Source organism: Huintestinicola sp. (assembly GCF_050874005.1).
Lineage (GTDB): Bacteria > Bacillota > Clostridia > Oscillospirales > Ruminococcaceae > Huintestinicola.
Window position 1 is genome coordinate 1 of the sequence record NZ_JBNMJV010000028.1, and the last position, 18819, is coordinate 18819.

The 18819-nt window shown below is 47.1% G+C and carries 17 protein-coding genes and 1 pseudogene; 7 read left to right on the forward strand and 11 right to left on the reverse strand.

Annotated features, from left to right (window positions below; translation table 11 throughout):
* Positions 1–183 precede the first annotated feature (183 nt).
* The 7 genes from ligA to ybaK form a co-directional block, all read right to left on the reverse strand.
* The gene (gene ligA, locus ACR0QN_RS09780; protein WP_432651029.1) at positions 184–2169 is read right to left on the reverse strand and encodes an NAD-dependent DNA ligase LigA; all 1986 of its coding nucleotides are present in this window, start codon (positions 2167–2169) and stop codon (positions 184–186) included.
* Positions 2170–2196: 27 nt separating this feature from the next.
* A complete protein-coding gene (locus tag ACR0QN_RS09785) occupies positions 2197–3132 on the reverse strand; it encodes a diacylglycerol/lipid kinase family protein (protein ID WP_432651030.1) in 936 nt (311 codons plus the stop codon).
* Between the two features lie 109 nt (positions 3133–3241).
* Positions 3242–4117, reverse strand: a complete 876-nt coding sequence (locus ACR0QN_RS09790) for a chemotaxis protein CheX (RefSeq protein WP_432651031.1) — start codon at positions 4115–4117, stop codon at positions 3242–3244.
* Between the two features lie 36 nt (positions 4118–4153).
* Positions 4154–4525 (reverse strand): response regulator, encoded by a 372-nt coding sequence (locus tag ACR0QN_RS09795; protein WP_432651032.1) that lies wholly within the window; start codon positions 4523–4525, stop codon positions 4154–4156.
* A 137-nt stretch (positions 4526–4662) separates the two neighbouring features.
* Entirely contained in the window at positions 4663–6333 is a 1671-nt protein-coding gene (locus ACR0QN_RS09800; protein WP_432651033.1) for a formate--tetrahydrofolate ligase, read from the reverse strand.
* Positions 6334–6446: 113 nt separating this feature from the next.
* Positions 6447–7433, reverse strand: a complete 987-nt coding sequence (locus ACR0QN_RS09805) for a glycoside hydrolase family 113 (protein ID WP_432651034.1) — start codon at positions 7431–7433, stop codon at positions 6447–6449.
* A gap of 106 nt (positions 7434–7539) precedes the next feature.
* Positions 7540–8028, reverse strand: a complete 489-nt coding sequence (gene ybaK / locus ACR0QN_RS09810; RefSeq protein WP_432651035.1) for a Cys-tRNA(Pro) deacylase — start codon at positions 8026–8028, stop codon at positions 7540–7542.
* A gap of 284 nt (positions 8029–8312) precedes the next feature.
* On the opposite strand from ybaK, the gene ACR0QN_RS09815 reads away from it, so the two are divergent.
* Together ACR0QN_RS09815 and ACR0QN_RS09820 are read left to right on the forward strand one after the other, a co-directional pair.
* The gene (locus ACR0QN_RS09815) at positions 8313–10667 is read left to right on the forward strand and encodes a glycogen/starch/alpha-glucan phosphorylase (RefSeq protein WP_432651036.1); all 2355 of its coding nucleotides are present in this window, start codon (positions 8313–8315) and stop codon (positions 10665–10667) included.
* Positions 10668–10860: 193 nt separating this feature from the next.
* Positions 10861–12129: pseudogene (locus ACR0QN_RS09820) on the forward strand (MFS transporter).
* Positions 12130–12203: 74 nt separating this feature from the next.
* Here ACR0QN_RS09820 and ACR0QN_RS09825 read toward each other — a convergent pair.
* On the reverse strand, positions 12204–12713 hold the full coding sequence (locus tag ACR0QN_RS09825) for a nitroreductase family protein (protein ID WP_432651037.1): 510 nt from the start codon (positions 12711–12713) through the stop codon (positions 12204–12206).
* Between the two features lie 133 nt (positions 12714–12846).
* Here ACR0QN_RS09825 and ACR0QN_RS09830 point away from each other — a divergent pair, with 133 nt between their 5' ends.
* Positions 12847–13188, forward strand: a complete 342-nt coding sequence (locus ACR0QN_RS09830) for a winged helix-turn-helix transcriptional regulator (RefSeq protein WP_432651038.1) — start codon at positions 12847–12849, stop codon at positions 13186–13188.
* A 42-nt stretch (positions 13189–13230) separates the two neighbouring features.
* On the opposite strand, the gene ACR0QN_RS09835 is transcribed toward ACR0QN_RS09830, so the two are convergent.
* From ACR0QN_RS09835 to ACR0QN_RS09845, 3 genes are read right to left on the reverse strand one after another with little or no spacing between them, the layout of a single operon-like run.
* A complete protein-coding gene (locus tag ACR0QN_RS09835) occupies positions 13231–13722 on the reverse strand; it encodes a GtrA family protein (RefSeq protein WP_432651039.1) in 492 nt (163 codons plus the stop codon).
* A gap of 55 nt (positions 13723–13777) precedes the next feature.
* Positions 13778–14233, reverse strand: coding sequence for a GNAT family N-acetyltransferase (locus tag ACR0QN_RS09840; RefSeq protein ID WP_432651040.1), 456 nt, complete (start codon positions 14231–14233; stop codon positions 13778–13780).
* The gene (locus ACR0QN_RS09845) at positions 14230–15600 is read right to left on the reverse strand and encodes a citrate/2-methylcitrate synthase (RefSeq protein WP_432651041.1); all 1371 of its coding nucleotides are present in this window, start codon (positions 15598–15600) and stop codon (positions 14230–14232) included. Before ACR0QN_RS09845 ends, ACR0QN_RS09840 begins: the two co-directional genes overlap by 4 nt.
* Positions 15601–15890: 290 nt before the next feature.
* Between ACR0QN_RS09845 and ACR0QN_RS09850 the strand changes: the two genes are divergently transcribed.
* From ACR0QN_RS09850 to era, 4 genes are all read left to right on the forward strand, one after another.
* Positions 15891–16853 (forward strand): PhoH family protein, encoded by a 963-nt coding sequence (locus tag ACR0QN_RS09850; RefSeq protein WP_432651042.1) that lies wholly within the window; start codon positions 15891–15893, stop codon positions 16851–16853.
* Between the two features lie 62 nt (positions 16854–16915).
* Positions 16916–17419, forward strand: a complete 504-nt coding sequence (gene ybeY, locus ACR0QN_RS09855) for an rRNA maturation RNase YbeY (RefSeq protein WP_432651064.1) — start codon at positions 16916–16918, stop codon at positions 17417–17419.
* Complete coding sequence (locus ACR0QN_RS09860; RefSeq protein WP_432651043.1) at positions 17409–17876, forward strand: diacylglycerol kinase family protein; 468 nt, start codon at positions 17409–17411, stop codon at positions 17874–17876. Before ybeY ends, ACR0QN_RS09860 begins: the two co-directional genes overlap by 11 nt.
* A gap of 24 nt (positions 17877–17900) precedes the next feature.
* Complete coding sequence (gene era / locus ACR0QN_RS09865) at positions 17901–18812, forward strand: GTPase Era (RefSeq protein WP_432651044.1); 912 nt, start codon at positions 17901–17903, stop codon at positions 18810–18812.
* Positions 18813–18819: the final 7 nt, after the last annotated feature.

The window sequence follows — 18819 nt, forward strand, 5'->3', positions numbered from 1 at the left end:
ATTTCGCCCTCTGCGGAGGGCGACCAAAGGGCGCCGCCCTTTGGAAACCTGCAAGCCTTTGGAAAAGGCTTGAGCGAAACTTTTAGTGTTATGTTTATTTGTGCAACTTTTTTCATTTCTCCACTTTATCGACAAGCTGAAGCCCCGGGAAACTTTCTTCCCGGGGCTTGCTGCTTATATAATTCATTCCGTCATTTTGATGAATTCCTCTTCGAAAATTATTTTTATACCAAGCTCTTGTGCCTTCACAAGCTTGCTGCCTGCCTCTTCGCCTGCAAGAACGTAGTCTGTTTTCTTAGAAACAGAGCCGCTTGCCTTGCCGCCGAAGCTTTCGATGATCTTTTTAGCCTCATCACGCTTGAGGGTGGGGAGAGTTCCCGTAAGAACAAAGGTAAGACCTGCAAAACGGTCGTCCTTGGCTTCCTTTTTGTACTCCATCTTCACGCCCGCATCTTTCAGACGATTTATAAGATGAATGAAATGAGGCTCGGAAAACGCCTTCACCGCATTGCTGCTCATAACTCCGCCGAAGCCGTCTATCTCGGATATCTCCGCCTCGGTAGCGTTCATTATCCCGTCAATACTGCCGAATTTGGCGCACAGGAGCTTTGCCGCCGCAGCGCCGATGTTGCGGATACCCAAAGCGAAGATCACCCTGTCCAGCGGAGCGTTCTTAGACTCCTCGATGGCATTTATCAGATTAGCTGCCGACTTTTCGCCCATTCGCTCAAGCCCTGCAATATCCTCGGCTTTAAGTGAATAAATATCCGCCGCCGTTTCGATAAGCTTTTTGTCCAGAAGAGCCTTTATGACCGCAGGACCCATTCCGTCAATGTTCATAGCGCCCTTTGAGCAGAAATGAATGATATTTCTGTACTGCTGGGCAGGACATTCGGTGTTTGGACATCTGAGCGCCGCCTCGTCCTCAAACCTCACCGCCGCCGTGCCGCATACGGGACATACATCGGGCAGCCTGTAGGGAACAGAACCCTCCTCGTGAGCAACCGAGCGCAGCACCTCGGGGATTATCTCGCCTGCCTTCCGCACAAGAATGGTGTCTCCTATGCGGATATCCTTTTCCGAGATAAATTCCTGATTGTGGAGCACCGCCCTGCTTACCGAAGTGCCTGCCAGCTGAATAGGCTCAAAAACCGCAGTCGGGGTAATGGCACCTGTTCTGCCCACATTTACCTCAATGGAGAGAAGCTTTGTCTCCTTTTCTTCGGGGGGATATTTGTAAGCCGCCGCCCATTTGGGGAATTTGGCTGTTGCACCGAGAATATCTCTGAGAGCAAAGCTGTCAATCTTGACAACGGCACCGTCAATGTCATAAGGAAAACTGTCACGGCTGTTTCCTATCTTGTCTATCTGTTCGGTAAGCTCCTCGTTCGTTTTAACGGGAGTATCGTCAATAACGTGAAATCCGAGACTTCTCAAAAGCTCAAGTGACTCCCTGTGAGAGGAAATTTCCCTGCCCTCGATCTGCTGAATGTTAAAAATGAGGATATCAAGTTTTCGCTTTGCGGTGATCTTCGGGTCTTTTTGTCGGAGTGAGCCTGCCGCAGCATTGCGGGGATTTTTAAAGGGCTTTTCCCCGTCCAGCTCCTGCTGCTCCACAACCTCCTCAAATGACTTGCGGGGCATATATACCTCGCCCCTCACCTCCAGGAAAGGAATATTCTCTTTTAGCTTTTTGGGAATGGAGCGAATGGTTTTCAGATTTGCGGTCACGTCCTCGCCCACAAATCCGTCTCCACGGGTAGAACCTCTCGTAAATTCGCCGTTTGTGTATTCCAGAGAAACGGACAGACCGTCAATTTTCGGTTCAACTGTGAAAAGGGGAGTCTCTCCCAGAGTCTCACGGCACTTATCCGCAAATGAGCATATCTCTGCTTTTGAAAAAACGTCCTGCAGGCTTCCCATCTGAACAGCGTGGGTCACCTTTTCAAAGGTGTTGAGAGCATATCCGCCAACGTGTTTTGTGGGGGAGTCCTCGGTTATAAGCTGGGGATATTCAGCTTCAATGGCTTTCAGCTCGTTCATAAGACTGTCGTAGGTGAAATCGTCCACCGTCGGGTCGTCCATAACGTAATAGCTTATATTGTGCTGCTCGATCTCTTTTCTGAGCTGCTCAGCACGGGCTGCTGCCGTTTCAAGACCGGTGTTCATAAATTGTGACCTTCCTTTCGGGAAATGTTATTCTTCCTCATTGCTGTCAAGACCCAGACACTTAGTTTTATCCACCATTATCCGCATAATGTTGTGCAGGGGACAAAGGCTGATATCGGGGCAGTTGCCGCCATATTCCCCGTCCAGCGTCCAGGGGATATCCTCGTGGGCGTGGAAATGGAACTCGGATGACTTGAAATAATAGATAAACGGCGAGTCAAATTCGTGCTTTATAAGAGCCGCAAGTATCTGATTAAGCTCGATAAGAGTTGCAGGCTTCTTGATGAAAAGCCCCTCGAAAAGTCCGTCGTTCATACGGATATCCTTGCCTGCAAGCCCTTTTATGCCGCCCACCGACAGGGAATTTGCCACCATTCCGTAAATAAAATCGTCGGTGACTGTCTGTCCGTTACATTCGATAGTCAGGGTGTACTTGTGGCTCAGGTCGGATTTCTGCGCAGCTTCCTTGACCGCACCGATGAGGTATGCAAGAGCGCCGATAGAGTTTTTCAGCTGCTGGTCGGTAGCATAGCTTACCTCGGTAAACACTCCGAAAGCGGCAACATAGGTAAAATATCTGTCATTGAAAGCACCCACGTCCACAAATTCCGGAGTGCCGTTCACAATGGTACGTGCAGCGTCGGGCATATACCTTGGTATACCGAGACTTGTGGCGAAATCGTTCATAGTGCCTGCGGGGATAGTTCCCACGGGAACGTGATGACCGCCGTCCATAATTCCTTTTATCATTTCGTTTGCGGTGCCGTCACCGCCGCTGCAAACCACCAGATCGAAATCCCCTGCACGGGATCTTACGGTATCATATGCGTCATTTCTTGCCTGAGTGGGGTGAGCCGTGACCTCATAGCCGCCCTTAGTGAAAATGTCGATTATTTCAGCAAGATGTTCATTTATCTGACCCTTGCCGGAATGTGGGTTATACACAAACAAAAGCTTTTTCATATATGAAAAACTCCTTAATGTCAGTATAGAAAAGCAGCCGCCCGGCGGTAAAGATAACATAACATTACCAATACCCCCTGTCAGCGGCTGCCGATATCATTTTATTTTATCAAAGCACAGCCATAAAAGAAACTGTTCCGAAGGGGAACACAAGCGGGATAACATATATCTCACCCGAAAGGCTGCCCTTTTCAAGATAATCCTGAGGCTGCAGCTTCAGCTCGGTGTTCATCTCGTTGGAAACATTAACGGTGAAAAGACCGTTGTGAAGATTTAAGAACTCTCCGCAGGAAGCGTGAGCCATTTCGTCAAGCTCTGTAAGCTCCTCGCCTGCATAACGTGAAGCAAAGCCCAGATAAGCCTTTTCGGGAGCGTCGATAACGGTAGCGCAGGAGAAGTTTCCATCGATCTTCTGAACTGCCGCAAGCTCTGTCTTGACCTCGGAAAGCTTCTGTGAAGCCAAAGGAGTAAAATCGTCTCCGATAAAGCGGATAATATTCTTGAAAAGCAGAGCTATGTATTCGGTAAGATATGCGCTGCGGCTGTCATCGGAGAAATTGTAGAATTTCTTTATCAGTTCGTCGATCTTTTCGCCGCTGCCGCTGCTGAAATCAACGTCGTTAAGGCTGTTCTCGTTTTTATAGCTGTTAAGTGCGTCGGCAAATGCAGCGTTTGTCATAGCACCCGAGTTAACAAGAGCCTGACCCAGCTGAAGATGAGCCGCACCCTGAGAGCTGAGAAGCTCCTCGACCTGCTCGTGCGTCATAAAGCCCATATCGCAGGCAATATCGCCAATTCTCTTGTCAACACGCTGCTGCTCTGCGTGGACCAAATCAACCTGTTCAGCTGTCATATAGCCTGCATTGATAGCAAGCACGCCCAGTCTGGGACGGGTCTGCTTCTGGACTGCCAGAGCGTCCGCAAGCTGCTTTGTGTCAACGAGACCTTTATTTAAAAGATAATTTCCGAAAAACTGGGTAAACATACGTATTTCATTCCTTTCGCTCTGTGGCTGTGAAGATCACTTTGCAGCCTTGCTGATAAGGGCTTTGATCTGCTCCTCCGAGATGGGCTTCTGAAGGAAGTCAAATGCTCCTGCCTTGATAGCCTCCTTGAGATTTTCCTGGGTACCCACAGATGAAGCCATAACTACCTTAGCCTTTGGATTTACCGCAAGGATAGCTTTCAGAGCTTCAACTCCGTCCACCTTGGGCATAACGATATCCATAAGGGTGATATCGGGCTGATGCTCCTTGTAAGCGGCTATAGCCTGCTCGCCGTCGGCAGCCTCAAAAACCTGAGTAACGCCAAGCTGATTAAGGGCTGTTTTGGTTTTCTTTCGTGCAAGGATCGAATCGTCACAGATAAGAACCTTCATAGTTTCAACAGACATACCTTTTTTCTCCTTAATGTTGTGTTATTGTATAAACTAAAATAACAAAATACCTCTATTTTTATTATATTTGCTAAAAGTTACAAAAATCAGACATTATTGTTAATTTTTAGTAACGTTTGGAAAGCAATGGAAAATCAGAACAATCCGCTGATATTTCCGTTTCCGTCGCAGTCGATCTTCATTGCTGCAGGAGCCTTGGGGAGACCGGGCATTATCATAATATCTCCTGTCAGGGCAACCACAAAGCCTGCGCCTGCAGAAAGCTTCACGTCACGTACTGTAATGGAGAAGCCTTCGGGTCTGCCAAGCTTTGAAGCGTCGTCGGAGAGGCTGTACTGAGTTTTTGCAACGCATACAGGAGCATTTCCGAAGCCCAGCTTTTCAATCTCAGCAATAGCCTTTTCAGCCTGAGCCGTAAAGATAACGCCGTCCGCACGGTAAATTTCCTTTGCAATTACATTAAGCTTTTCCTTGATGGAAAGCTCGGTGTCATAAAGAGGTTTGAATCGGGCAGGCTTTGTTTCGATAGTCTCGCAGACCTTCTTTGCAAGGTCAATGCCGCCCTCGCCGCCCTTTGCGAATATCTCGGTAAGTGAAACGGGAACTCCCATTTCGCCGCAGAGCTTTTCCACAGCAGCTATCTCAGCATCTGTGTCGGTGCCGAAGCGGTTGATGGCAACAACAACGGGAAGTCCGAATTTGCGCATATTTTCGATATGAGTAACAAGGTTTATCATACCCTTTTCCAGAGCGGCAACATTTTCCTCGGAAAGCTCTGCTTTTGGAACGCCGCCGTTGTATTTGAGCGCACGAATTGTTGCAACAATAACGGCGCAGTCGGGACTCATACCTGCAAAGCGGCACTTAATGTCGCAGAATTTTTCCGCACCCAGGTCGGCGCCGAAGCCTGCCTCGGTAATGCAGTAATCGCCAAGCTTCAAAGCAAGCTTTGTGGCTCTTACGGAATTGCAGCCGTGAGCGATATTTGCAAAAGGACCTCCGTGCATTAAAACGGGATTATTTTCAAGCGTCTGAACAAGATTAGGCTTGAGAGCGTCCTTGAGAAGTGCAGTCATAGCGCCCTCTGCCCCCAGGTCACGGGCAAAAACGGGCTCGCCTTTAAGGTTGTATGCAATAAGAATGCTGCCAAGTCTCTTTTTAAGGTCGTCAAGGTCGGAAGCAAGGCAGAGTATAGCCATAACTTCGCTTGCAACAGTAATGCGGAAGCTGTCCTGACGGGGTATGCCGTTTACCTTTCCGCCAAGACCGATGACCACGTTTCTGAGTGCCCTGTCGTTCATATCAAGGCAGCGGTCGATCATTACTCTGCGCTGGTCTATCATCAGCTCGTTGCCCTGCTGCATATGGTTGTCAAGGAGAGCGCAGAGAAGGTTGTTTGCAGCGGTGATAGCGTGCATATCGCCTGTGAAATGGAGATTGATGTCCTCCATAGGAACTACCTGAGCGTATCCGCCGCCTGCAGCGCCGCCCTTGATGCCGAAAACAGGACCTAATGAAGGCTCACGAAGTGCAAGAACAGCCTTCTTGCCAATTTTTGCCATAGCCTCGGTGAGACCTACCGAAACGGTAGTCTTTCCTTCGCCTGCGGGGGTGGGATTTATGGCGGTGACAAGGATAAGCTTTCCGTCGGGCTTATCTGCAGTATCGGCAAAAAGCTTTTCCGAAAGCTTTGCCTTGTAGTGACCGTAGGGCTCAACCTCCTCCTCGGGAATTCCGAGAGAAGCGGCGATCTCGTTAATTTTTTTCATATGCGCCTGCTGCGCAATTTCGATATCTGAAAGCATAGTCGAACCTCCGGGAAAAATATTTACTTTAATTATATCATATTTTTCCCCGTTTGACTATAGATGATGATAAATATTTTTTAACCTTTGTGTGAAATTTTAAAAACGGTTTGTTAATTCCTGCCCGAATACCATTCTGTCAGCACCTTTTCAGCTTTTTTGCCGTGAATGCCGAAGCCGATGTCATCTTTAATTTTATCATCGGGCATAAGGTTTGTTTCCCAGTCCCACCAGAAAAATCCTGCAAAATAAGGCTCGTCCCACATTGCTCTCAGCGCACTCTCATAGAAATTCGCCTGTTCGTCCTCGTCACGGGGAAATTCTCTGTGAACGAAATCCCAGGGCATAGCGGCACAGCCTCTTGCGCTGCGGCAGCCTATTTCCATAAAAATTATCTTCTTGCCGAACTTGTCCGCTATTTTCTTGAGTCCCTTTTTGTGATATTCCCAAGCCGCAGTCATTTCATCGGCAGAAGCGCCGCCCTCTCTCTCAACGGGATAATATGCCGACGTGCCGATGTAATCCAGAGCGTCGAACCATTTAACGTTTTCCTCCTTGCCGTGATTTGCATTGTATACCAGAGGACCGTGATATATCTCCCGAACCTGCCTGATAAGCTCTCTCCAGAACTCTTCCTTGTGCTCGGTGCCTATCATCTCGCAGCCTATGCAGAGCATTTCGCAGCCTGTGTATTCGGCAATTTCCGCATAGTGGCAGATGAATGCGGTGTAGCAGGAAAACCACTCGTTCCAGTAGCTTCTGAGCCTGCCGTTTTCGTCATAAACAGGGAACTCTCTTTCTGGAAATGTGATGTTCGCTCTCCAGGTGCCGTCCTCGCAGTTGAGGATAGGTTTGAGGCATACCTTGAGACCGCTTTCCTTGAGCTGCTTTACGGCAGTTTCTATCTCCCTGTCGGTGTCGGTGCGGCGGTAATCAAAGCCGAAGCGTGTGGAGAAAAATCTCTCCTGAGTAACGGCAAAGGCAAGAGCCGCCCAGTTGCCGCCCATTGCCGCCATAGTCTTTATTGACTCATTTGCCTTTTCTGTTCCGAGCATTCCCTTGTGGCTGTCCCAGCCGTATGTAAAGCCTTTTATTTCCATAGTAAAAAACCGTCCTTTTAATTCAGATGATGTAAGTACATTTTAGCATTGTCCATATATTTATTATATAACTTAACCGTTACAAAAATCGTAAAAATCTATCCTGTTAAAAACAGATATCCTCAGTTTTCGCACCGATAAGCCTGATAATGTCCGAGGGTGCGGCTTCTATCTGAAGTCCTATTTTTCCGCCGCTGACTATCACCGTGCCAAGCGCCGAAACGTCCTTGTAAAATACGGTGGGAAACTGCTTTTTCATACCGATAGGGGAGCAGCCGCCACGGATATATCCCGTAATGCCGTTTATTTCCTTGACGTGTATCATCTCGACGGATTTTTCACCCACCGCCTTTGCAGCTTTTTTCAGATCAAGCTCTTTCTGAACGGGGATAACGAACACGTAGAAATTTCGTGAGGGATTAGATGCCCCTCTTGTCACAAGGGTCTTGTACACCTTGACAGGGTCCTGACCCGTAAGACGTGCCACGTTTTCGCCGTCCACCGCTTCTCCCTCAATGTGGGGATAGGTGTGCACCTCATATTTTATCTTTGCCCTGTCAAGGATACGCATTGCATTTGTTTTTGATTCTGCCATTTTATTTCACTCCAAAAATAATAATTTCAGCTCGTATTCATATAATTATATCATCAGAACGGAGCATAAAAAATATTTTTTTCTGAATTTTATATTTATTTTGTGAAAAATGACAAAAAAGCATTGACTAATCTGCCATATTATTTGCAAAAAAACTGTGAAAAATACCGTATTATGCTCATAGTCCTTGATTTGATACGGTAAATGTGTTAAAATAAATATATTATGTACGTCATATCTCCGATTTTTCGGACAATTTTAATAATAGGAGGATCATATTTTTTATGGATAAGGCACAGTTTACTTCAAAGATCAGCGAAAATCTGCTTGTGGACGGGAGAACGGATATAAAGCACGCCACTCCCCGTCAGCTGCACAATGCGGCTGCAAGAGCCGTTATGAGCGACATTATCCCTCTCTGGAACGAGACCGAGGAAAGACATAACGGGAAGCGCAGAGCATACTATCTTTCCGCAGAATTTCTTATGGGCAGAGCGGTCTATAACAATCTCTACTGCGCAGGACTTCTTGACACCGCCAAGGAGATTTTCTCCGAAAACGGCATTGACATTGCCTGCCTTGAGGAAATAGAGGACGCCTCTCTCGGAAACGGCGGTCTGGGCAGACTGGCAGCCTGCTTCCTCGATTCCGCAGCAGCCTGCGATATCCCTTTAAACGGTTACGGTATCAGATATAAGTATGGACTTTTCAAGCAATCTATCGGAAACGGTTTCCAGCAGGAGTCTGCTGATCCCTGGCTTGATTACGGCGACGCCTGGAGCGTAAGAGCGGAAAATGACGCTGTTATCGTTGAATTTGCCGACCAGACCGTCAAGGCCGTTCCCTACGATACACCAATCATCGGCTTTGACAGAAAGGCTGTGAACACCCTCCGTCTCTGGCAGGCTGAAAGCGTAAAGGGCTTTGATTTCTATAAATTCGACAATCAGGATTACATCGGTGCGTCCGAAAGTAATATTATGGCTGATGCTATCAACGACGTTCTCTACCCCAACGACAATACCGACAAGGGCAGACGTTTAAGACTCAAGCAGCAGTATTTCTTCGTTTCCGCTTCGATACAGGATATTATCCGCCGCTATAAGGCAAAGTACGGCGACGATTTCTCACATTTCGCTGAGTGCTATGCTATCCAGCTCAACGATACCCACCCCACCGTTGCGATTCCCGAGCTTATCAGGATATTTATGTTCAAGGAAGGTCTTTCCTTCAAAGAAGCATTCGACATCGTTCAGAAGACCTGCAACTACACCAATCACACCGTTCTGGGCGAGGCTCTTGAGAAGTGGAACATTGACCTGTTCAAGAGCGTTATCCCTACAGTTTACGAGATAATCCTTATGATAAACGATCATCTGAAAAAGTATCTCAGATCTATCGGTCAGACCGAGGAGCAGATAAATTCCAAGCTTATCGTGGACGGCGGCGTTATCCATATGGCAAGAATGGCAATATTTGCTTCCTCTCACACAAACGGCGTTGCGGCTCTCCACACCGAGATACTGAAAAATGACGTACTCAAGGACTGGTATGCTATCTTCCCCGAGCGTTTCCAGAACAAGACCAACGGCATCACACCCCGCCGCTGGCTGGGACTGTGCAACCCCGAGCTTTCCGCACTCATCACCGAGAAGATCGGCGGCGGCTGGGAGACCGATCTGGACAGACTTTCCGAGCTTAAAAAATTCGTTGACGACAGGGCTGTCATCGACCGCTTTATGCAGATAAAGCGTGAGAAGAAGGTACAGCTTTGCGAATATATCAAAAAGCACGAGGGCATCGAACTTTCTCCCGACTGGGTATTTGATATCCAGGTAAAGCGTCTCCACGAGTACAAGAGACAGCTTCTGAACGCATTCTCCATTATGGATCTTTATTTCCAGATAAAGGACGGCAGACTTCCCGACCTCCAGCCCACCGTATTCATCTTCGGCGCAAAGGCTGCTCCCGCATACCGCAGAGCAAAGGGCATTATCAAGTATATCAACGAGATAGCAAAGCTTGTTAACAACGACCCTGCCACAAAGGATAAGCTCAAGGTCATCTTCGTTCAGAACTACAACGTTTCCTATGCCGAGAAACTCATTCCCGCAGCAGACATCTCCGAGCAGATATCTACAGCAGGTCTTGAGGCTTCGGGTACAGGCAATATGAAATTTATGCTCAATGGCGCTGTTACCCTCGGCACATATGACGGTGCGAATGTTGAGATCGTTGAAGAGGCAGGCTGGGAGAACGAGTATATCTTCGGCGCAAGAGTTGAGGAGCTTGATGTTGTTCGTCCCACCTACAATCCCAAGGAGAAGATATACAACAGAAACGAGCGTGTCAAGAGAGTTATCAACACCCTTGTTGACGGCACCTTCAACGACGGCGACACAGGAATGTTCGGCGAGCTGTTCAGCTCCCTTATCAACGGCGCAAGCTGGCACAAGCCCGATAACTACTTCCTCCTCACAGACCTTGAGGGCTATGTTGACACCAAGCTCAGAGCGCTTTACGATTACAAGGACAGAAACACATTCAGCAAGAAGTGCTGGATGAACATTGCCTGCGCAGGCAAATTCTCCTCCGACAGAACTGTAAGACAGTATGCCGAGGAGCTTTGGAAGCTTTGATAATTTGAATATGTTCCTCTCTTCCGAAAGGGGGAGAGGAACTTTTATAGGGAGTGAAATAAAATGATACTCTGCAGCTGCACAGCTCTATGCAAGGAATGACGGACTGCATAGAGACAAGAATAGGTTCATAGCGAAGCCGTCAGACCTTGCATATTTTGAAAGGAAAATCACTTCAAAGGAGCAAGGTTATATGAACACTTTAAAGGAACTTAAAAATTTTATACTGTTATGGCTCACCCAGTCCCTTTCCGCACTGGGGAGCGCAATGACAAATTTCGCTCTGGTAATATGGCTCTATGGGGACAGCGGCTCGGCTTTGCAGACTGCACTACTGACGGTCTGCTCCTATGCGCCCTACGTGCTTATGAGCATTTTTGCGGGAGCCGTAAGCGACAGATGGAATAAAAAAGCCGTTATGCTCATATGCGACAGCTTTGCGGCGGTATGCACAGTTACGGTGCTTATCCTGCTTAAAACGGGGCGCCTTGAGGTATGGCATCTGTATCTTATCAACGCTTTGAACGGGCTTATGAACACAGTTCAGCAGCCTGCTTCGGACGTTGCCGTTACTATGCTCTCACCAAAGGAGCATTATCAGAAGGTCAGCGCAATGAGGTCATTTTCAAATTCTCTGAACTCTATCCTCACCCCTGCCCTTGCGGCGGCGGTAATGGCGTTCGGAGGGCTTGAGAGCGTGATTTTTATAGACCTCACTACCTTTGCGGCAGCGTTTCTCGTTCTGCTTTTCTTTATAAAAATTCCCGAACCGGAAAGAAGCAGCGATGAGAAGGAAAGCTTTTTCAGCTAGACAAAAAGCGGACTTACATATCTTAAAACCAACAAGGGCATATTGTGGCTCATTTTATTTCTTGCGGCAATAAACCTTATCGCTTCGATGTATGAAGCCGCACTCGCCCCGATGGTACTTTCAAAAAGCGGAGAGACCGCTCTTGGAATAGTCAATTCCTGCGTGGGACTTGCGACTCTCGGAGGCAGCGTTATCGCCGTTCTTGTGCCGAAGCCCAAAAGCAGGGTGAGAGTCATATGCGGCTGCCTTTTTCTGTCAATGAGTACGGAAAATTTCCTGCTTGCATTCGGCAGAACACCCTTTGTATGGTGTATAGGAGCAATTCTCGGCTGGATATGTATCCCTCTGATGGGCGCAAATCTGGACGTGATATTCCGCACAAATATACCTGTCAAAATGCAGGGACGGGTCTATTCCGCAAGGAACACCCTGCAGTTTTTCACCATTCCCGTAGGCTATTTCCTCGGGGGACTGCTTGTTGACAGGGTGTTTGAGCCATTTATGGGAAATAATTCCATACCCCTCTTCAATACGCTTTTCGGAAGCGGAAAAGGCTCCGGTGCGGCAATGCTGTTTTTCTTTCTCGGCATTGCAGGAGTTATCGTCTGCATTGTTTTCAGCAGGATAAGACATATAAGAGAGCTTGACTAAAATCTGTCAAATAACAAAAATCGGTCTGCCGCAGATAACTACGGCAGACCATTTTTCATTCGCAGATAAGCTTATCAAAGCTTTTCATAGCACACAAAGCTGTCAATGGGATTTCGTATCTTTGGAGATTTTTGGTTATCCTCCGAAGGGTATCCCACAGCAAGGATATTTACGGGGATCAAGTTTTCGGGGATACTAAATTCCTCCCGAAGAATGTCGGGCTTAAAGTAGCATATCCACACGCTTCCAAGCCCGAGAGAAGTCGCTTCAAGCATCATATGGTCGGTGACGATAGATGCGTCGATGTCCGTTGTCTGCATTTTATCAAAGGGTCTTGTCCAGGCTTTGGAGCGGTCGGCAAGGACGATGAGCGCAAGGGGAGCGCCGTAAATGTCTGCAGCCCTGCCGAGCTTTTCAAGGCTTTCCTTATTTCGCACAGCAATGACCTTTACGGGCTGAAAATTTGCGGCGGTGGGGGCAATTCTCCCTGCTTCAAGTATCATATTAAGCTTTTCGTCCTCTACGGGCTTTGATGAATATTTTCTGACAGAGCATCTTTTTTCTGCAAGTTGTAAAAATTCCATAATAATTACCTTTTCTTTCCTTGATTTATTTGATCGATCATAGTATAATTATATCAGCATAATTTATTTTTGACAAGTACGCACTTTATTGTAATGTACTGTCAAAAAAGTAAGTATAAAGGAATGATGTGATATGAAAACCTGTCCGAGCAGCTTTAACTGCCCTGTGGAGGCTACCATCGAACTGATAGGCGGAAAATACAAGTCGGTAATTTTATGGCATCTGACAGACGGAATAAAAAGGTTCGGGGAGCTTAAAAGGCTGCTCCCGAGGGCAACGGAGAAAATGCTTGCCCAGCAGCTTCGTGACCTTGAAAGGGACGGACTTATCATCAGAACGGTCTATCCCGTGGTGCCGCCGAAGGTGGAGTACAGCCTGTCCGACCTGGGCAGGACGATCATACCCGTACTTGACGCAATGTGTGGTTGGGGAGAGGGGTATCTGGATTCGTTAAAGGAAAAAGACAGTAAATAAAAACGCTGCCTGCAAAGCTGTATTTTGCTTTGCAGGCAGCGTTCATTCATTATTATCAGCTGTTTTTTTCTGTCTGTATGCCCAGAATTTGTTTATGACAAAATTCAGCGGAACATTTATGCAGATGTTTAACAGGGGAGCAATGTCCACCGCCAGCTCGTGGTTGTCCATACTTATGCCGAAGCTGCTTAACAGCTCTGTAAGTGGAGGCGTGAAACGGTCAATTTTAAGCAGGTCTATCCATACGATGAGCAGAACGTTATTCAGGAAAAGCCCCGTAAATGCGTATGCGGCATAGGTCTTCAGAAGTACCTGCCACCATACCCGCTTCTCCATATTCTCGTCCTCTTTGAAGACCACCTTGGTCTGCCACAAATATGCGTGGAGGACGCTTATAATAAATGCGATAATGCTTGCAGCAAGATAATGCATTCCCAAAGCCACGCATATCATATATATGACCTGGTTTACAAGGGTGTTCAGGACTCCTACAATGCCAAAGCTTACGATTTGTTTTAACAGCTTGTTTTTCATATCAGACCTCGGAATAAAGAATACGCCGTAATTATATCATATTCTTTGGGAAAAATCAAGGCTTTCTTTCCATCGGAATGTACATTATTCCGTCCTCAAGCCGCTCCATATCCGTAGGGGCAAAGCCCATCTTACGGTAAAATTCCTCTGCAAGGGGGGCGGCGTGAACGGTAAATGCCGTATCGGGGTGGTCGGCGGCAATGCGTTCAAAAAGCTCTTTACCTATGCCTGTGCCACGATGCTCATTATCAACAAAGGCAAGGCTTATATGGCTGCCGTCTCTTATCGCCATCATTCCCACAATGCTGCATTGTTCCCAGCATATATATACCTTGAAATTGCCTGAAGCGATACGGTCTCTGAGATCCTTGCCGTTAACAAAGCTCATAAAATGCGCTCTGCCCTCAGGGGGATACATCGGAGCCTCTATTTCATCAAATACCCACGCCGCAAGGGAGAGAGCCTCCTCAATGCGGCAGTCATCGGGATCTAAAAGTTCTGTAATTCTCATTTTCTGTCTCCAAGTGTCTCATATGTGCGGTGACCGCTTACGCTCTTGTAAGCGGGACGGATTATTTTGCCTGCGTTTGCAAGCTCTTCAATGCGGTGAGCTGACCAGCCCGAAATTCTGGCGATAGCAAAGAGAGGGGTGTACAGCTCCATAGGAATTCCCAGCATACTGTAAACAAAGCCGCTGTAGAAGTCGATATTTGCGGAAACGCCCTTGTAGATGTGGCGCTCCTTTGCAATGACCTGAGGAGCAAGTCTTTCGACCAGATGATAAAGCTCAAGCTCCTTTTCCATACCCTTTTCCACAGCAAGCTTATCCACAAAGCTGCGGAAAATATTTGCTCTCGGGTCGGAAATGGAATAAACTGCGTGACCCATTCCGTAAATGAGACCTGCCTTGTCAAAGGCTTCCTTGTGTAAAAGCTTTGTGAGATAATCGGTTATCTCGTTTTCGTCGGTCCAGTCGGAAACGTTCTGCTTCATATCCTCAAACATTGCCGTAACCTTTACATTTGCGCCGCCGTGCTTGGGTCCCTTGAGAGAGCCTAAAGCCGCCGCAATTGCCGCATAGGTATCGGTTCCCGAAGATGTTACCACGTGGGTGGTGAAGGTGGAGTTGTTTCCGCCGCCGTGCTCAGCGTGAAGCACAAGAGCGATATCGAGGACCTTTGCCTCAAGCTCTGTAAACTTGCTGTCGGGGCGGAGGAGATGAAGGATATTCTGTGCTGTGGAATATTCGGGCACAGGCTGATGGATAATAAAGCTTTCGCCGTCAAGGTAATAGTTCTTGCACTGATAGCCGTAAACTGCGATAAGAGGCATAAGGGCGATAAGCTCAAGAGACTGTCTTAAAACGTTGGGGATAGATGTGTCATTGGGATAATCGTCGTATGAAAACAGGGTGAGAACGCCCCTTGAAATGCTGTTCATAATATCGCTGCTGGGAGATTTCATCATAATATCTCTTACAAAGGTAGTAGGCAGCTTTCTGTAATCTGCCAGCAGGGAGCAGAACTCCTCAAGTTCCTTTGCGTTCGGCAGCTTTCCGAAAAGAAGAAGATAGGTAACTTCCTCAAAGCCGTAGCGTTTGTCCTTCCCGAAGCCCGCCACAAGGTCGCTTATGCTGTATCCACGGTAGTAAAGTCTGCCGTCGCAGGGTATCATCTCGTTGTCTTCGACTGTATAGGAGACTATCTCGGAAATTTCCGTAAGACCTGCAAGAACTCCCTTGCCGTTAATGTCTCTCAGACCCCTTTTCACCTCGTATTTGCCGTACAGCTCGGGGTCTATCCTGCCGTTGCCTACGCACATATCGGCAAGCTTTTCAATCTGCGGAGTTACCTGTGAAAAACTGTAGTGTGACGCCATTCGCCTCATCCTTTCTTAAAAAATATTTCATATATTTGCATTATAAACATTTTTATTATAACATAATTTTGATAAAAATGCAACAGTCAGAAATCAACTCTCTCCAAAATTTCATCTTTTTATCACAATAGCGATCTCTATATGCAGTATCAGACCCGCTATACCACAATAATACATTATTATCAAAAAAGAATTGCATAATTTTTTCAGATAGTCTTTATTTTTTTTATAATATGTGTTATAATATAAGTTGATTAAATTTTTTCTAATATGTATTCGGGGTGAAGCTTGTGGCAGAAGCAACGGTAAATGTGACATCAATGAACAGCATTATTTCTTTGTTCGGCAAATTCGATGAAAATGTAAATATTATCCAGCGGCAGTACGGCGTGGTCATTCTCAGCAGAGGCAATGATATCCGTATCAGCGGCGAGGAGGAGAATGTAAACAAAGCCCGTGCAGCTGTTGAGGCTCTTGCGGAAATGGCAGACAAGGGCGAGGTCATAAACGACCAGAGTCTCCGTTATATCTTCTCTATGGTTGAGGAAAATTCCCTTGATGAAGCCGTAAAGCTCACAGACGGCGGCATATGCGTCACATCATCGGGAAAGGTCGTGAAGGCAAAGACTCTCGGACAGAAAAAGTATGTTGACGCTATCGGCAAAAATACGATCGTTATGGGAATAGGTCCTGCGGGTACGGGTAAGACCTATCTTGCGGTGGCAATGGCTGTCAAAGCATTCAAAAATCACGAGGTCACAAGGATAATCCTCACCCGTCCTGCGGTGGAGGCAGGTGAGAAGCTTGGATTTCTGCCCGGCGATCTGCAGAATAAGGTAGACCCATATCTCAGACCCCTGTATGATGCACTCTTTGATATGATGGGAGCGGAGACCTTTGCAAAATATATGGAAAAGGGCAGCATTGAGGTAGCACCTCTTGCATATATGAGAGGACGAACTCTCGACGACGCATTCATTATTCTTGACGAGGCTCAGAACACCACCAGGGAGCAGATAAAAATGTTCCTTACAAGACTTGGCTTTAACAGCAAAATGGTCATCACCGGCGACGTAACTCAGATAGATCTCCCCGATGCAAGAAAATCGGGACTTGTAGACGCTATGAACGTGCTTAAAAATATCGACGATATCGCCATAACCCGTTTCTCGGAAAAGGACGTGGTACGTCACAAGCTTGTGCAGGACATCATCAAGGCTTATGAAAAAGCATATGAGGATAGAAAGAAGTAATTTTGAAAAAATTGGAATAAAAAGGTCAATATTTGGAAAGATATGGAAAGGACGAGATAAAAATGCCAAAGCTCAAGGTATACATCAAAAATAATCAGAAAAGCGTAAAGATCCCTGTGGGACTGAGACTTCTTGTAAGAAAATGCTGTGCGGCTGTGCTTGCATATGAGCATTTCGGAAATGATGCAGAGGTAAGCGTTTCCTTTGTGGATAACGCAGAGATACGCCAGCTTAACAAGCAGTTCAGAAACAAGGACAAGTCCACCGACGTTCTGAGCTTCCCTTTAGGCGAGGACGGAGTTTACGACATAAATCAGGAAACGGGAGCGCTGCTTCTGGGCGATGTGGTCATTTCTATGGAGACCGCCGTAAAGCAGGCAAAGACCTATGGTCATTCTCTTGAGAGAGAGGTGGGCTTCCTTACCGTTCATTCTATGCTCCACCTTTTAGGCTACGACCACGAGACCTCCGCTCTCGACGCTGCAAATATGCGTGAGAAAGAGGAGGCTATCCTCGGAGAGCTGGGCATTTCACGTGACGAGAGCTTCACACCAGATGAAGTCTGAGCTTAAAGCATTTTTTAAGGCGTTTACATACGCTTTTTCAGGCATCGTTCACGGGATAAAACGGGAGCGAAATATCCGGTTTCATCTGTGCGCCGCTGTGACGGTTCTTGCTTTTATGGGATTTTACGACCTTACGGCTGTCGAGAAATGCGTAATATTTCTTTGTATCGGGGGCGTTATCTCCGCCGAGCTTATAAATACGGCGGTGGAGAATGCTGTGGATATGTACAGTACGGAAAAAAGTCCCGGTGCAAAGGCTGCAAAGGACTGCGCTGCAGGTGCTGTGCTTGTGATGTCTGTATGCGCCGCAGTATGCGGATTTGTGATATTCTGGGACAGGGCGGTATTTGCCGAGATAGGGAAATTTTTCGCCCGTCGTCCAATTGCTTTAATGGGAGCGGCAGTCTGGGCGGTTACCGCATTTTTGTTTGTATTTGGGATAAAGAAGAAAAAGTAATGAATTTAACGGAGATATATTTTTATGGAGACTAAATCGGTATTTGTAACAATTGCAGGACGTGCCAATGCGGGAAAATCCTCCCTGCTGAATGCGCTTATCGGCGAGAAAATAGCTATGGTGACGGAAAAGCCTCAGACCACCCGTACAAAGATAACGGGCGTTCTCACCGAGGGTGAGATACAGTATGTTTTCATTGACACCCCCGGCATTCAGATCGCCAAAAACAAGCTTGGCGAGCATATGAACAGGGCGGTGCAGGAGTCTGTTACGGGCATTGACGCAATTATATACGTTGCGGACGTGACAAAGAAAATCAACGATATTGACCGCAATGCAATAGAAGGCTTCAAGGGCGACAGGACACCCGTTATCCTGCTTATAAACAAGATAGACCTGCTTGACGACAAGGGAGCGGCGGCAGAGCGCATTGCCGAGTTTTCGGAGCTTATGGATTTCCATACTGTCATTCCCGTCAGCGTTTCGGAAAATGACGGACTTGATATCTTAAAGGAGGAGGTCAGAAAGCTTGCTGTGCCCGCTCCTCACTATTTCCCCGAGGACTCGGTGACAGACCAGCCCGAAAAGGTCATTATGTCCGAGATAATAAGGGAAAAGGTAATGATACTTATGCACGATGAGATACCTCACGGCATTGCCGTTACGATTGAGCAGCTTGACGAGAGCGTTACCCGAAGCGGCGAGGATATCTTAAACATTTCCGCAACCATTTTCTGTGAGAGAGACTCACACAAGGGAATGGTCATTGGCAAGGGCGGAGCTATGCTCAAGAAGATTGGCGCAATGGCACGTGAGGAGCTTGAGGAATTTTTCCGGATAAGGGTAAATTTACAGCTCTGGGTAAAGGTCAAGGAGGACTGGCGCAACAGAGAGGGTCTTATCCGCAATTTCGGATTATCAAATAATACCAAGTAATATAAAA

What these genes read in the sequence shown, in the direction of transcription:
- ligA (WP_432651029.1), bottom strand. Translation starts at nt 2,169, where the DNA reads ATGAACACCGGTCTTGAAACGGCAGCAGCCCGTGCTGAGCAGCTCAGA.
- ACR0QN_RS09785 (WP_432651030.1), bottom strand. Translation starts at nt 3,132, where the DNA reads ATGAAAAAGCTTTTGTTTGTGTATAACCCACATTCCGGCAAGGGTCAG.
- ACR0QN_RS09790 (WP_432651031.1), bottom strand. Translation starts at nt 4,117, where the DNA reads ATGTTTACCCAGTTTTTCGGAAATTATCTTTTAAATAAAGGTCTCGTT.
- ACR0QN_RS09795 (WP_432651032.1), bottom strand. Translation starts at nt 4,525, where the DNA reads ATGTCTGTTGAAACTATGAAGGTTCTTATCTGTGACGATTCGATCCTT.
- ACR0QN_RS09800 (WP_432651033.1), bottom strand. Translation starts at nt 6,333, where the DNA reads ATGCTTTCAGATATCGAAATTGCGCAGCAGGCGCATATGAAAAAAATT.
- ACR0QN_RS09805 (WP_432651034.1), bottom strand. Translation starts at nt 7,433, where the DNA reads ATGGAAATAAAAGGCTTTACATACGGCTGGGACAGCCACAAGGGAATG.
- ybaK (WP_432651035.1), bottom strand. Translation starts at nt 8,028, where the DNA reads ATGGCAGAATCAAAAACAAATGCAATGCGTATCCTTGACAGGGCAAAG.
- ACR0QN_RS09815 (WP_432651036.1), top strand. Translation starts at nt 8,313, where the DNA reads ATGGATAAGGCACAGTTTACTTCAAAGATCAGCGAAAATCTGCTTGTG.
- ACR0QN_RS09825 (WP_432651037.1), bottom strand. Translation starts at nt 12,713, where the DNA reads ATGGAATTTTTACAACTTGCAGAAAAAAGATGCTCTGTCAGAAAATAT.
- ACR0QN_RS09830 (WP_432651038.1), top strand. Translation starts at nt 12,847, where the DNA reads ATGAAAACCTGTCCGAGCAGCTTTAACTGCCCTGTGGAGGCTACCATC.
- ACR0QN_RS09835 (WP_432651039.1), bottom strand. Translation starts at nt 13,722, where the DNA reads ATGAAAAACAAGCTGTTAAAACAAATCGTAAGCTTTGGCATTGTAGGA.
- ACR0QN_RS09840 (WP_432651040.1), bottom strand. Translation starts at nt 14,233, where the DNA reads ATGAGAATTACAGAACTTTTAGATCCCGATGACTGCCGCATTGAGGAG.
- ACR0QN_RS09845 (WP_432651041.1), bottom strand. Translation starts at nt 15,600, where the DNA reads ATGGCGTCACACTACAGTTTTTCACAGGTAACTCCGCAGATTGAAAAG.
- ybeY (WP_432651064.1), top strand. Translation starts at nt 16,916, where the DNA reads ATGCCAAAGCTCAAGGTATACATCAAAAATAATCAGAAAAGCGTAAAG.
- ACR0QN_RS09860 (WP_432651043.1), top strand. Translation starts at nt 17,409, where the DNA reads ATGAAGTCTGAGCTTAAAGCATTTTTTAAGGCGTTTACATACGCTTTT.
- era (WP_432651044.1), top strand. Translation starts at nt 17,901, where the DNA reads ATGGAGACTAAATCGGTATTTGTAACAATTGCAGGACGTGCCAATGCG.